Raw genomic sequence first — 12,380 nt, forward strand, 5'->3', positions numbered from 1 at the left:
CATGGCTTCATCTTCTCAGGAGTTGAAGCCTCCGCGAAACCCGGGGCGGTTCAAGGAGAGAGGCGCATCCTAATTTTTCGATTACTTCCGCAGGATGGCGCTCAAAATCGGGTTCGAAGATTTCATTTGAAATAGGGTTAATCAACTCAGGAAAGCCTGCATCCAGTGTTAGATTTAGTACTGTGCCAGAGATTGATCAAATCAATCCAAAAAGCATCGTACATTATTTCAATGAAGGTCAAACTCACACTTTGAAGTGGGATACAGAGAAAAGTGGTGATGCGCCTTCCCAGTTAAAGCTAATCGTCAGCTGCAAGGATGCAAATACGAACTCCTATAATAAAATGTTCGACTTGGTATTAGATGAGAATGGCAAATATCATGTGGAGAACGTTGCAGAGGTCAGCTAACAAACGGCACCACGGCGACCGTTTTTTCGCCGCTTTGCGGCTCCAAATCGGCGCGTATGCCGGGCGTTAAAGGGAAGGAACTCTCGCTCTCGCTACACAACAAAACGGAGAACCAGGATGTTCGGCAAGCTCTTTGGAGGCTCAAAAAAGGAAGACCGGGAAAAACCGGCCAAGCCACGCTCTGGCACAGGCAACGGGCAAGAGGCTGCGCTGCTGAGCGCGATTGAAGAGAAGAGGAAGACCGATCCTCTAGTCGGCGCAAAGATTGCCGGAAAGGAAGTCCTCAATCGACTTCTCGCCGCGATGAAGAACGAGAAGGGAGTTCACGTCGAGTCCCTGTTCTGCGCACTAGGGGCGCTAGCCGGATACGCGTGCCAAGCAAATCTGCGCGAGCAGGCTATCGCTCGCGGCATGAACCCGGATTCCCCTTTTCAGGTGGCAACGACCAAAGACGGGAAGCGCTACTACTTTGGCGATCCACTGAATGGTTCCTTGGCAGAGGGAAAGCTTTCTGTCTGGAGCTTGGCCGCTGGCGCGGCACAACACAACGGCGCGAAGTCACTCCCGGACATCAACGAGATATTCCAGCGCACTGCTTCGAACATCGGCTCCGATAAGTTCGGAGTCCCAAATTCCATTGAAGGTCACACCGCCGGGGATCTTCCGATCGCATACTTGCGCGCCTTGTGGCCAGCACTACTTCCGGTGGTCAAGAAGTTGTCGGGTGACCCTGTGCTTTGGCCTGTGGCATATGGCTTCGCAATTCAAGCAGCAATGGACATGGCGAAAGCCTCAATTCAACCCCACATCTCGCTGGGTATCGTTATGGAGGCCGCAATTCCCATGTCGAAGGTTGAGCTGGCTTCCCTCTAAGTCAGACGTTACCCGGGTTGATTTTTAGCTATGCCTAAGCTCGTTATGGAATCCAGGGTTTTAAGTCCACGGATAGAGATACAAGGATGAAAATATGAAGATTGTTGGGTTGATGGTTTTACTTTCGCTGCTGGTTGGATGCTCAGAGTCTGCGGAAGAGCAGGGTTCAGTGAACGTAGGTGCCGCTGGTGGTTCGGCGTTTCCGGTGCTGCCAATGTCTACATCCGATTCTGTAGAGCTAACCGGAGCGATGACATGGTGGTTTTGGGAAGGTGATGCGGGTTGCTTTGGCACTCTTTCAGATGGGGAGCAGAGCATAGAACTCCACGCGGAGGCCGACTTGTGTGAATCTATCGAATACGACGATGGGCAGGAGGCTACGGTCAGGGTTACTTTTGACCCAGGCAAGCAATACGCTCCAGATAACAAGAAGATGTATTCCATTACCGATTTCATAAAGTGAACCGTAGCAAGCCGCTGTAGAGCCCTAGAATGCGTGCTCTGAGCAAGTGTCATTCGGCGATTCATTCGCTCCTGAAAGCTGGGAGCCTGGCAGAAGACCCATGAACGTGTATCTCTTGGCTCACTGGGGTAACGGTGAAGACCCCGAAGGGCCAGACGGACAAGAGACGAACATGATTGTGCGAGCAGAAACACTGGAGCGCGCAGCAGCGATCGCTGATCCCATTCTCCTCAGGATTCCCTTGTGTGCTCCAGGTGGCAGGCCGGTGGCTGCATTCATGCAGCATGCGACCCTTATCGGAACCACGGATCGGCTAAGGGAAAAAGAAGGGGTTCTTACCTACCCGTGGATTGGTGAAGGCATTCCACAGGATTGTGAAAGGAGCTGGAGACGGGACAGTCTCGAACAGGGCTGGATTACGCACGAGGAATATCATGGTGAGCCACCGTGGTTTAGTACTGACTCCTAACCCATTGCTCCAGCTGTTTTCGGTGGCGGCTGTCTGCGCTGCATGTGACAAGCTGCGCGTTTGTTTGCTTGCGGTGCACCCAGGCGCTAAGTGGGGGCTTCTTTGTGAATAGGTTTGATATTGCTGATATGGCCTCTGGTGGAATAGCACTTGTTCTGGAGCCCGAAGCAGCGTGGGAGGACTTCCCCGGTTACGCCAAAAAGTGGGCGGAGAGGCTGGGTGCCAAGCAGGTTTCCGAGCCAGTTATCACTTTCGACGAATGCCTGCTTGAAGTACAAGTTGACGGTGGCCGTTTCTGGATAACCTATGACGACTTCCAGTCTTCTATACAGCTGGAGCCAAGGGACAAGAAATATAACGACATCGTGCTTTCAATCAGAAAACGGCTCCATTCTGTAGCCTGAAAGCCACAGCAAACGGCATCTTTTTCCCAGCGCCAGAGTGTTCTTCGATATTCCTGCTATTCAGGTTCAGACGTTAATAGTCCCCATAAAATATACAGATGGCAGGTTGGTGAAGGTCGGAGATACGGTCCTATTGATGGTCAATATCTCGGGCTTGTGGTGGTGAATATCGATGCAAATGAATACTCGACCGAGTACCCCAGTGCGTTGTGGAGCTATTTGCGCTCCGGTGTGCTGATCGATACTGATTTCGGCGGGCTTGTTTACTACCAGCAAGAGAGCATGGCTAGTGAGACGATCGAGTTGGTGCGGGGTGCAGAGGGCGATTCCCAGGGGGTAACGACAGGCCGCTTGAGTCTCCGTTGCCAGCACGCATTCGCTGCTTCAAACCACTACAGCCCCAGATACTCCGCGATCAGAAACGCCTCGCCCCGGCCTTCGTGTTTGCCGAAGTAGCTGACGGCTTCACGAGCGTCGTCTTCGATGTAACCCACCTCGCAATCAATGTCGTATTGCTCGGCAAGGCTGTTGAACAGATTTACTGGCGGGTTGAGGTGAAGTGGCTTCTTCACCGGCTGGCTGATGCCCAGCTGCCAGTCTTCGCAGTCGCCGCTTTCACATTCGTTGATCAGGACTACCTTGTTCGCTGCGTACTCATCGGCATACCCCTGCAAGGCCGCTTGCAGCGCCGGCAGGTTCTGTTTGAGCTTTTTTTCCTGCTTTTCGTCAAGACGGTCGCAGGCGATGAGAATGTATATCAGCATGTGGGCTATCCAGGTTGGCGTCAGGGCGTACTCTAGCACAGGCAGTGGTTCTGCTCGCCGTGAGCCACTGGTCAGCTTTTCACCAAGCTGTCACATACCGACCTAGACTTTCTAGGTAATCAATCTAGCAAGCCGATGAAAAGCGCCAGCGTTTTCGCGGTTTGTACTCATGACATTTTTCACCGACTGCCAGGTTGGTTCTGAGTGTTCGTACTTCCCGATTGATGTCTTTTGACTGAATGAGGAGGTCACATGAGTACTGCAACTCGATTGGCTGCGTGCGCTGTTATTCCCTTTGTCTGCTCTGCGGTGTGGGCTGACGATCAGGCTTTGATCGATCAGGCCCGCAGTGCTGCGCCGTCGATGGTGAGCGACGCGGCAACGGTGATGTATCAGGGCAAGGTGTTGGCGGAGGGATCCAACGGCTGGGTGTGCATGCCGGAGACGCTGCCGGGTGATAACGCGCCAATTTGCAATGACGCGGTGTGGATGGCGGTGTTTGGTGCATTGATGAGCAAGGCGCCGTATGAGGCCGACAAGCTCGGCATCTCGTATATGCTGGCGGGCGACGGCGGGGTCAGTAATTCCGACCCGTATCACGCCGATCACGCGCATGCGCCAGACATGATCAAGGAAGGGCCACACCTGATGTTGATTGTGCCTAAGGCGCTGCTGCAGGGCGTTACCGATGATCCGCACGCGGGTGGCCCCTATGTGATGTGGGGCGACACGCCGTATGCGCATCTGATGGTGCCGGTGGGTGAGCGGGAGTAGGGCGCCGCTCTAGTCCCATCCCTTGCTCGTTGACTTTGACCGCGCGGGCCGTTGCGTATGCACCGGCCCGCTTTACGTTATCCAGCGGTTTGATAATCCGCCATTTCAACCGGCTGACCCGCATCAGCTGCGCCTTGTGCTGTGCTAACGTCCGCTCCCAATGGCCCCGAGGCATGCGCTTTGGGCAGGACTTGTCGTGGGAGAACAACAATGAATTACGATGATGTGGTTTTGGGTCGTCGCAGTATCCGGGCGTTCAAACCCGAGCCGGTGCCGCGCAGTGTGCTGGAAGAGGTAATCAGCCTGGCGACGCGCGCGCCGTCGTCGATGAACTCGCAGCCTTGGCATCTGCATGTGTTGACCGGCGAGCCGCTGGACAGCATTCGCGCCGAGAACACCGAGCGCATGATCACCGGCGTGAAGCCCTCAAAGGAAACCCGCGATTCCGGCAGTTATGAGGGCCTGCACCGCCAGCGTCAGGTCGAGATTGCGGTGCAGCTGTTCGAGGCGATGGGGATCGCCCGCGATGACAAGGAGAAGCGTCAGGACTGGGTGCTGCGCGGCTTTCGCCAGTTTGATGCGCCGGTCTCTATTGTGGTGACCTACGACCGAGAACTGCGTGAAGGCGATATCGCCCAGTTCGACTGCGGCGCACTGGTGAATGGGCTGGTCAACGCGGCCTGGTCGCGCGGCCTGGGCTGTGTGGTCAACAGCCAAGGCATCATGCACTCACCTGTGGTGCGCGAGCATGCAGGCATTCCGGATGATCAGGTCATCATCATCTGCGTGGCGATGGGTTACCCGGATGACAGCTTTCCGGCCAACGCGGTGGTATCGCGTCGGCGTGAGGTGGCTGAGGTGGCGAATTTCGTCGGGTTTGCTGACTAAGTCGGGCACCGCCGGGCGAGGGCATAGACGCCCGGCGAGGGGCAGGGCGACGGTTTAGTCGTCCCGCCCTTCAAGCATGGTTCTGCGCAGCAGCACGTAGACCGAGCCGGTGCCGCCGTGGCGCGGAATGCAGGAGGCGAAGGCGAGCACGCTGTCGTGCTGGCGCAGCCAGGTGTTCACGTGGCTCTTCATCATCGGCTTACGGCCATCGAGTCGACGGGCCTTGCCGTGGGTGACGCGCACGCAACGGATTTCCTGCTTTACTGCTTCAGCCAGAAATGCCCAGAGCTGTTCGCGGGCGCGCTCGATGGTCAGTCCGTGCAGGTCTATCGAGCCATCAAACGGGATGTGCGCTTGCTTCAGCTTGCGTAGCTGCGATTCCTGCACGCCGTTGGACGCCCAGGCCAATTCCTGCTCGGGGTCGACATCGATCACAAACTGATCGGACAAGCCGTCGACCACCACTTCATTCTGTTTGACGGTGGCGCGCTGGCGGCTGGCGGCAATGCTGGCGCGGTCGCGCGGCGGCTTGCCGACATCGGCCTGTTGGTGCTTGATGGGCTTGGCGCCCTTGACGGCCTGACGGAACAGGTCGAGATCGTCGTCGGAGAAGGAATCCTGTGTCATGCTGCTGATCGTCATGCAAAAACCGGAGTGTAACAGCTGCAGGCTGGTGAAAAACTAGCCGTGTTACCTGCGTTTTTCATCAGCCTGCTGGTCGCCGGCGCGCTGCACGGTAGAATGGCGGCCTGAACCGAACAAGGATTTGCCCATGAGCGAACACGCTGCACTGCAGAGCATTCAGGATCTCGTCCGTTGGGGCGTTAGCCGCTTCCATCAGGCTGAGCTGTTTTTTGGCCACGGCACAGACAATGCCTGGGATGAGTCACGGCTGCTGGTGCTGCACGCCCTGTACCTGCCGTGGGAAACGCCGCTGGAGTACATGCAGTGCCGGGTGACCGAGGAGGAGCGCGATGCGGTGGTGGCGCTGCTGGAGGAGCGCATTCGTCTGCGCTTGCCTGCGGCGTACCTGACGGGGCACGCGCGCTTCGCCGGATTGGACTTTGTGGTTGATGATCGGGTGCTGGTGCCGCGTTCGCCAATTGCCGAGTTGATCGAGAGCCGCTTCGAACCGTGGCTGGAACGCGACCCTGAACGCATTCTGGATTTGTGTACCGGCAGCGGCTGTATCGGCATTGCCTGTGCCTATACCTTCCCCGAGGCCGAAGTGGTACTGGCGGATCTGTCGTCGGACGCACTGGCGGTAGCTGAGCAGAACATCGAGATGCACGAGTTGGGTGAGCGGGTCGAGGCGCGCTGGTCCGACGGGTTTGATGGGTTGGCTGGTGAGCGATTTGACCTGATCGTCAGCAACCCGCCCTACGTGGATGCCGAGGACATGGATTCGCTGCCGGATGAATACCGCCACGAGCCGGAAATGGGCTTGGCTGCGGGTGAAGACGGGCTGGATTTGGTGCGTCGCATGTTGGCGGAGGCGGCGGACTATCTGACCGAAGACGGTGTGCTGGTGATCGAGGTAGGCAACAGCATGGTTCACGTGATGGCCGAGTGGCCGGAAGTGGATTTTGAGTGGGTCAAGTTCCGCAACGGCGGGCACGGCGTATTCGTACTGAGTGCCGAGCAGTGCCGTCACTTTCAGTCGTTGTTTGCCGAGAGTCTCTGAGGTTTTTTGACTATCCCTGCGCGGCGCTCGCTGCGCAGGTCTTCCCTGAGCGGTTGCTCAGCGCAGTACCACCCATAGCAGCATCAACGCCTGGAAGATAGAGAAGGCAATCAGACAACCGATGGCAAAGCGATTGCCCAGATCCGAGCGCTTGTAGCTGGCGATGGCGGCTTGCAGTTGGTTGATCCGTGCTTCCTGCTTCTGGTTCTGGGTTTCGCTTTCGCGCAGCTGAGCGAGCAGGGTGTTGATCTGCAGGGGCTGAATGCGCTCGGTGTTCCAGCTGCCGATCAGGTCATTGACGCGGTTGGCCTGGGCTAACGCAGCGCCGGGTTCGCCGTCCAGGGGAGTGATGTTGAAGCCGGCATGGGTGAGGATGTTGTCACGGGCGGTGCGTGCGTCTTCGGTGGTGCCATCGCTGCCGCGCAGGGTGATCGGGGTGACGGCGTAATCGCCACAGTGGCGCTGACACCAGTGAATCAGCTGGGCAAACATGAAGGTGCCCAAGCCGCGTTGGGCAGGTTGAATTTGCACGCCTTCGATTGGGCCGAAGCGCACGCGCTTGTGCTTATGGTCGACCAGCACTTCCACGCGGTTGCCGATTTCCGGCAGCGGCTCGCCCTCAAAGCGTACTTGCAAGCGCAGCAGTTCCAGTGCGCCAATGCGTTCCTGGGTCACGGCGATCTGCGCCAGGCGCTCTGGGTGGACCAGAATGCGCGCCTTGAATACCGGCTTGAGCTGAACCCAGTAGGAATCTGACGGCTTGGCGCGGGCGAACGGGTCCCGCGGGGCGGTTTGCTCCGGGGTAGCGTTGTCGTCAAGCGTGTCGGTTTGGGTCATTCAGTTGTCCAGGGTACTGCGGATGCGGCTGGTGGCATCTCTCCCACGGTTTATCGGCGCTTTGCCGTTTTTCTGTAATGTAATCGCCCCGTTTTACCGTGTCATGCGATCCAGGTGTGAACTGCTTCCCAGGCAAGGCGTGCGGCCAGCAGGGTAAGCACGATGTTGAACAGCCGGCTGAAATATCGGTCGCTCATGCGTTTAAGCAGATGCAGGCCGAGCCAGGTGCCGGCTGCGCCCGCGACGATCATCGCGGCGATCAGAGCCAGCCAATCGTGAAAGATGAAGCCGGCAGCAGTGAAGGCGAAGGCTTTTGGCAGGTGCTGCAGCGTCATGGCTGCGGCGAAGGTGGCGACCGTTTGCAGCCGCTGGTGCGCCTGTTGCTGTTTGATGAACGCCGCTACCAGCGGGCCGGTAGCGCCGACGAACAGGCTAAGGAAGCTGGTGATGGCGGAGGCGAGCAGGGTGCCGATTGGGCCGGTAGCAACTTTCGGAATGGCCGGGCCCCAGCACAGCAGGACAATGAACAGGGCAATGCTGAGCTGCACCACCCCCAGCGGCAGGCGCACCAGCAGCAGGCTGGCGGCATACGCGCCGAGGATCACGCCGGGGGCAAACCAGGCGATCACCCGGAAGTTGATATGGCGCCAGGTCATCAGCGCCCGATTGGCGTTGGACCCCAGTTGGACCATGCCGTGCACCGGGATGATTGCTGCTGCCGGCATCACCAGCGCCATGATCGCCAGCAACATCACGCCGCCACCCGCGCCCATGGCGGCAGTCACGGCGGAGGTCAGCGCGGCTGCCAGGATGAGCAGCAACGCCCAGTGCGGGGCAAGGTTCTCGGGCAGCAGTAGCGGCAACAGTTCGCTCATCGGGAAGCTCTGGAAACGAAGGGAAGGGCGTAGCCTACGCGCAGGGCTGCAGGCTGTCACCGTCCGCGGCCAGCGGGTATACTGCCGCCCTGCCCACGTTTAGATCAGGTTCTTGGTATGTCTGGAAACACGCTCGGTACCCTCTTCACCGTCACCACGGCCGGCGAAAGCCACGGCCCGGCGCTGGTCGCCATTGTCGATGGCTGCCCACCCGGCCTGCCACTGTCGAGCGAAGACCTGCAGCGTGATCTGGATCGCCGCAAGCCCGGCACCAGCCGTCACACCACCCAGCGTCAGGAACCCGATGAGGTCGAGATTCTGTCTGGCGTGTTTGAGGGCGTCACCACCGGTTGCCCGATTGGTTTGCTGATTCGCAACACCGATCAGAAGTCCAAGGACTACTCGGCGATCAAGGATCTGTTTCGTCCGGCTCACGCCGATTACACCTACCACCACAAGTACGGTCTGCGCGATTACCGCGGCGGTGGCCGTTCTTCGGCGCGGGAAACCGCGATGCGCGTGGCCGCCGGTGCGATTGCCAAGAAGTATCTGGCAACCCTGGGTATCCAGATCCGCGGCTATATGAGCCAGTTGGGCCCGATCGAGATTCCGTTCAAGAGCTGGGACGGCGTCAACGACAACGCCTTCTTTAGCGCTGATCCGGACAAGATTCCCGAGCTCGAAGCCTACATGGATCAACTGCGCCGTGATCAGGACTCGGTTGGCGCCAAGATCACCGTGGTTGCCGAAGGTGTGCCGCCGGGATTGGGCGAGCCGATCTTTGACCGTCTGGATGCGGAGCTGGCTTATGCGCTGATGAGCATCAATGCGGTGAAGGGCGTCGAGATCGGTGCGGGTTTTGCGTCGGTTGCCCAGCGTGGTACCGAACACCGTGACGAGCTGACCCCGGAAGGCTTCCTCAGCAACCAGGCCGGCGGCGTGTTGGGCGGTATCTCCTCCGGCCAGCCGATTGTTGCGAGCCTGGCGCTGAAGCCGACCTCCAGCATTACCACCCCCGGCCGCTCGATCGACGTTAACGGCCAGCCGGTCGACGTCATCACCAAGGGCCGCCACGATCCCTGCGTGGGCATCCGTGCAACGCCGATCGCAGAGGCGATGATGGCGCTGGTGCTGATGGATCATCTGCTGCGCCACCGTGCGCAGAACGCTGACGTGAAGGTGACGACCCCGGTACTGGGTCAGCTTTGAGTCGGCTCGGTCAGCCGTGAGCGCGGTCGCAGGGTCCCCGCTGCCGTACTGGCGGCTGTCCGGTTTCTACTTTGCCTACTTCGCCCTGCTGGGCGGGGTAGCGCCCTTCCTCTCGCTGTATTTCGAATCCCTCGGCTTTGAACCGGCGCGCATTGGCGAGCTGGTTGCCATCCCGATGCTGATGCGCTGCGTTGCCCCCAATCTCTGGGGCTGGTTGGGTGATGCAACCGGCCAACGATTGTTGATTGTGCGGGTGGGGGCGCTGCTTACAGCACTGACCTTTGCCGGCATCTTCTGGCGGCAGGACTACTGGTGGCTGGCGGCGATCATGGCGACCCACAGTTTCTTCTGGCACGCCGTGCTGCCGCAGTTTGAAGCCATTACCCTGGCCCATCTTGGCAATCAGTCCTCCCGTTACAGTCAACTCCGGCTCTGGGGTTCGGTCGGCTTTATTCTCACCGTAGTATTGCTGGGCTTGCTGCTGCAGCGTCAGGGGATGGGCGTCTATCCGGTGGCCATGCTCGGCATCATGCTGCTGATCAGCCTGTGCAGCGCCCTGGTGCCGCCGCCACCGCGGCAAACCGCTGCCAGCCAGGAGCACGCAGACGGTTTTCTGCTGCGGCTTTGGCGGCCGGGCGTCCCGGCGTTCTTCCTCTGTGTGGCGCTGATGCAGCTGTCACATGGGCCGTATTACACCTTCCTGAGTATTCACCTGGAGGCGCTGGGTTACGGGCGCGGGCTGATTGGGGCGCTCTGGGCGCTGGGTGTGGTCGCCGAGATCGTGCTGTTTCTGGTCATGCACCGGGTGCTGGGGGTGTTCAGCCTGCGCGCACTGCTGGTGGCGAGTTTTCTGATCGCGTCACTGCGCTGGGTGTTGCTCGGCACCTTGGCTGAGTATCTGACGGTACTGATCTTTGCGCAGGTTCTGCACGCAGCTACCTTCGGTGCGTTCCATGTGGCGGCCATTCACTTCGTTCAGCACCGTTTTGGCGAAAGGTATCAGGGACAGGGGCAGGCACTTTATGCGACGCTGGCAGGTGTTGGCGGCGCCTTGGGGGCGCTCTATTCCGGCTACGCATGGCAGGGGATCGGGCCTGCGTTGACCTTTGGCATAGCGGCAGTAGCGGCGTTTGCGGCGGCGCTGATTCTTAGCCTTCGGTTGCGTGAAGGCGATTGAACACGGGGGATTGATGAGCATACTGGCGGTCTACGAAAGCGGTGATCTGCAGTGCCCGCGACGGGTGCTGACCCATGTTGAGGATATTCAGCGCGCGCTGGCTGAATTGGGTCTGTCGTTGACCACGGAGGATGCAGGCCTCTCGGCCGCTGCTGTCACTCGCACCCATGATGCGCACGGGCTGCCTGCGTATCAGCAGGTGCAAGACCAGCTTACCGAAGCCAATATCTTCACCAGTGGCGATGTAACGCGGCAGGTGCTGGCGGGGCAGTTGCGGCTATGTGTCGGCGGCGATGGCTGGGCGTTGGTTATCGCATTGCGTGCCGGTGACTGTATCCAGCTGCCGACGGGGCTTGAGCAGTGCATTCTGCCTGCCGCCGGGATCGATTGCCGCTGGCAGGACAGCGCGGCTGAAGAGTCGGCATTGACATACCATCCGCTTGAAGCACCAACGCTGACGGGCTTGTTGCCATTGGATATCTGATTTCCCTGCATGATCTATAGTGTGTTGGACACACCAACGCCAAGGGGGAAGGCAATGAATATGGGAATGGGCGGTGGCCTGCTTGGGCTGCTGATTTTGATCGGGGATATCTGGGCCATCATCAACATTCTGCAGAGCCGGTCCGAGATGGGCATGAAGCTGCTGTGGATTTTGCTGGTCGTGCTGCTGCCGCTGTTGGGGCTGATCATCTGGTTCGTGGCAGGGCCGCGCGGAAACAAGGCATAGAAAAGGCCCCGGTGCAGCGCACCGGGGCCTTTTTGTTACGCTCGTCTTCTTACTTCTCGACGAACGCGCGCTCGATCACGTAGTGACCTTGATCGCCGTGGCGAGCTTCCTTGAAGCCGTTGGCGTCGAGAATCTCACAGCAGTCCTTGAGCATGCTCGGGCTGCCGCACAGCATGAAGCGGTCCTGCTCCAGATCGAACTGCGGCAGGCCGATGTCGGAGAACAGCTTGCCGTTGCTCATCAGGTCGGTCAGGCGACCCTGATTGCGGAACGGCTCGCGGGTGACTGTCGGATAGTAAATCAGCTTCTCGCGTACCAGATCACCGAAGTACTCGTTGTTCGGCAGTACATCGTTGATCAGTTCCTGATAGGCCAGGTCGCTGACGTTGCGGCAGCCGTGGGTCAGGATCACCTTGTCGTACTGCTCGTAGGTCTCTGGGTCCTGGATGATGCTGATGAAGGGCGCAAGGCCGGTGCCGGTGCTCAGCAGGTACAGGTTGCGGCCGGGGATCAGGTGATCGAGCACCAGCGTGCCGGTAGGCTTGCGGCTGATCATGATCTGGTCGCCTTCGTTGATGTTCTGCAGGCGCGAGGTCAGCGGGCCGTCCGGCACCTTGATGCTGAAGAACTCCAGGGTTTCTTCATGATTCGGGCTGGCGATGCTGTAGGCGCGCATCAGCGGGCGACCTTCGACTTCCAGACCAATCATGATGAAGTGCCCGTTCTTGAAGCGGAAACCGGGATCACGGGTGGTCTTGAAGCTGAACAGGGTATCTGTCCAGTGGTGCACGCTGAGTACTTTTTCGGTGTTGAAGCCTGACAT

Annotated in this window: 15 protein-coding genes; 10 read left to right on the plus strand and 5 right to left on the minus strand. The window is 59.0% G+C overall.

Features of this window, described 5'->3' with window-relative positions:
- Positions 1–527: 527 nt before the first annotated feature.
- From AAFM31_RS13230 to AAFM31_RS13240, 3 genes are all read left to right on the plus strand, one after another.
- Positions 528–1,283, plus strand: coding sequence for a hypothetical protein (locus tag AAFM31_RS13230; protein ID WP_341708400.1), 756 nt, complete (start codon positions 528–530; stop codon positions 1,281–1,283).
- 94 nt (positions 1,284–1,377) lie between these two features.
- A complete protein-coding gene (locus AAFM31_RS13235) occupies positions 1,378–1,746 on the plus strand; it encodes a hypothetical protein (RefSeq protein WP_341708401.1) in 369 nt (122 codons plus the stop codon).
- Positions 1,747–2,319: 573 nt separating this feature from the next.
- Positions 2,320–2,619 carry a hypothetical protein gene (locus tag AAFM31_RS13240; protein ID WP_341708402.1) on the plus strand — a complete coding sequence of 100 codons (300 nt, stop codon included), beginning with the start codon at positions 2,320–2,322 and terminating at the stop codon, positions 2,617–2,619.
- 392 nt (positions 2,620–3,011) lie between these two features.
- Here AAFM31_RS13240 and AAFM31_RS13245 read toward each other — a convergent pair whose 3' ends face one another.
- Complete coding sequence (locus tag AAFM31_RS13245) at positions 3,012–3,383, minus strand: hypothetical protein (protein WP_341708403.1); 372 nt, start codon at positions 3,381–3,383, stop codon at positions 3,012–3,014.
- Between the two features lie 252 nt (positions 3,384–3,635).
- Here AAFM31_RS13245 and AAFM31_RS13250 point away from each other — a divergent pair, with 252 nt between their 5' ends.
- A complete protein-coding gene (locus tag AAFM31_RS13250) occupies positions 3,636–4,157 on the plus strand; it encodes a hypothetical protein (RefSeq protein ID WP_341708404.1) in 522 nt (173 codons plus the stop codon).
- Between the two features lie 210 nt (positions 4,158–4,367).
- Positions 4,368–5,045: a nitroreductase gene (locus AAFM31_RS13255; protein WP_341708405.1), complete on the plus strand. Its 678-nt coding sequence runs from the start codon at positions 4,368–4,370 to the stop codon at positions 5,043–5,045.
- 54 nt (positions 5,046–5,099) lie between these two features.
- Here AAFM31_RS13255 and AAFM31_RS13260 read toward each other — a convergent pair whose 3' ends face one another.
- Complete coding sequence (locus AAFM31_RS13260) at positions 5,100–5,672, minus strand: Smr/MutS family protein (protein WP_341708406.1); 573 nt, start codon at positions 5,670–5,672, stop codon at positions 5,100–5,102.
- 145 nt (positions 5,673–5,817) lie between these two features.
- Between AAFM31_RS13260 and prmB the strand changes: the two genes are divergently transcribed.
- Positions 5,818–6,729, plus strand: a complete 912-nt coding sequence (gene prmB, locus AAFM31_RS13265; protein ID WP_341708407.1) for a 50S ribosomal protein L3 N(5)-glutamine methyltransferase — start codon at positions 5,818–5,820, stop codon at positions 6,727–6,729.
- Positions 6,730–6,786: 57 nt separating this feature from the next.
- Here the strand turns inward: prmB and AAFM31_RS13270 are convergent, their stop codons facing one another.
- Both AAFM31_RS13270 and AAFM31_RS13275 read right to left on the minus strand, forming a co-directional pair.
- Positions 6,787–7,566, minus strand: coding sequence for a hypothetical protein (locus tag AAFM31_RS13270; RefSeq protein ID WP_341708408.1), 780 nt, complete (start codon positions 7,564–7,566; stop codon positions 6,787–6,789).
- 101 nt (positions 7,567–7,667) lie between these two features.
- Positions 7,668–8,441: a sulfite exporter TauE/SafE family protein gene (locus tag AAFM31_RS13275; RefSeq protein ID WP_341708409.1), complete on the minus strand. Its 774-nt coding sequence runs from the start codon at positions 8,439–8,441 to the stop codon at positions 7,668–7,670.
- Between the two features lie 117 nt (positions 8,442–8,558).
- Here AAFM31_RS13275 and aroC point away from each other — a divergent pair, with 117 nt between their 5' ends.
- Genes aroC through AAFM31_RS13295 form a run of 4 tightly spaced genes read left to right on the plus strand, consistent with a single transcriptional unit; the run spans position 8,559 to position 11,557 of the window.
- On the plus strand, positions 8,559–9,650 hold the full coding sequence (gene aroC, locus AAFM31_RS13280) for a chorismate synthase (RefSeq protein WP_104737528.1): 1,092 nt from the start codon (positions 8,559–8,561) through the stop codon (positions 9,648–9,650).
- Positions 9,651–9,666: 16 nt separating this feature from the next.
- On the plus strand, positions 9,667–10,827 hold the full coding sequence (locus AAFM31_RS13285) for an MFS transporter (RefSeq protein ID WP_341708410.1): 1,161 nt from the start codon (positions 9,667–9,669) through the stop codon (positions 10,825–10,827).
- 13 nt (positions 10,828–10,840) lie between these two features.
- A complete protein-coding gene (locus AAFM31_RS13290) occupies positions 10,841–11,311 on the plus strand; it encodes a hypothetical protein (RefSeq protein WP_341708411.1) in 471 nt (156 codons plus the stop codon).
- A gap of 60 nt (positions 11,312–11,371) precedes the next feature.
- Entirely contained in the window at positions 11,372–11,557 is a 186-nt protein-coding gene (locus AAFM31_RS13295; RefSeq protein ID WP_371833037.1) for a PLDc N-terminal domain-containing protein, read from the plus strand.
- 49 nt (positions 11,558–11,606) lie between these two features.
- Here the strand turns inward: AAFM31_RS13295 and AAFM31_RS13300 are convergent, their stop codons facing one another.
- Positions 11,607–12,380 (minus strand): ferredoxin--NADP reductase, encoded by a 774-nt coding sequence (locus AAFM31_RS13300; protein ID WP_341708412.1) that lies wholly within the window; start codon positions 12,378–12,380, stop codon positions 11,607–11,609.

The sequence above is a fragment of the Halopseudomonas sp. genome (assembly GCF_038130085.1).
Lineage (GTDB): Bacteria > Pseudomonadota > Gammaproteobacteria > Pseudomonadales > Pseudomonadaceae > Halopseudomonas.

What these genes read in the sequence shown, in the direction of transcription:
- AAFM31_RS13230 (WP_341708400.1), top strand. Translation starts at nt 528, where the DNA reads ATGTTCGGCAAGCTCTTTGGAGGCTCAAAAAAGGAAGACCGGGAAAAA.
- AAFM31_RS13235 (WP_341708401.1), top strand. Translation starts at nt 1,378, where the DNA reads ATGAAGATTGTTGGGTTGATGGTTTTACTTTCGCTGCTGGTTGGATGC.
- AAFM31_RS13245 (WP_341708403.1), bottom strand. Translation starts at nt 3,383, where the DNA reads ATGCTGATATACATTCTCATCGCCTGCGACCGTCTTGACGAAAAGCAG.
- AAFM31_RS13250 (WP_341708404.1), top strand. Translation starts at nt 3,636, where the DNA reads ATGAGTACTGCAACTCGATTGGCTGCGTGCGCTGTTATTCCCTTTGTC.
- AAFM31_RS13255 (WP_341708405.1), top strand. Translation starts at nt 4,368, where the DNA reads ATGAATTACGATGATGTGGTTTTGGGTCGTCGCAGTATCCGGGCGTTC.
- AAFM31_RS13260 (WP_341708406.1), bottom strand. Translation starts at nt 5,672, where the DNA reads ATGACACAGGATTCCTTCTCCGACGACGATCTCGACCTGTTCCGTCAG.
- prmB (WP_341708407.1), top strand. Translation starts at nt 5,818, where the DNA reads ATGAGCGAACACGCTGCACTGCAGAGCATTCAGGATCTCGTCCGTTGG.
- AAFM31_RS13270 (WP_341708408.1), bottom strand. Translation starts at nt 7,566, where the DNA reads ATGACCCAAACCGACACGCTTGACGACAACGCTACCCCGGAGCAAACC.
- AAFM31_RS13275 (WP_341708409.1), bottom strand. Translation starts at nt 8,441, where the DNA reads ATGAGCGAACTGTTGCCGCTACTGCTGCCCGAGAACCTTGCCCCGCAC.
- aroC (WP_104737528.1), top strand. Translation starts at nt 8,559, where the DNA reads ATGTCTGGAAACACGCTCGGTACCCTCTTCACCGTCACCACGGCCGGC.
- AAFM31_RS13290 (WP_341708411.1), top strand. Translation starts at nt 10,841, where the DNA reads ATGAGCATACTGGCGGTCTACGAAAGCGGTGATCTGCAGTGCCCGCGA.
- AAFM31_RS13295 (WP_371833037.1), top strand. Translation starts at nt 11,372, where the DNA reads ATGGGAATGGGCGGTGGCCTGCTTGGGCTGCTGATTTTGATCGGGGAT.
- AAFM31_RS13300 (WP_341708412.1), bottom strand. Translation starts at nt 12,380, where the DNA reads ATGTCAGGCTTCAACACCGAAAAAGTACTCAGCGTGCACCACTGGACA.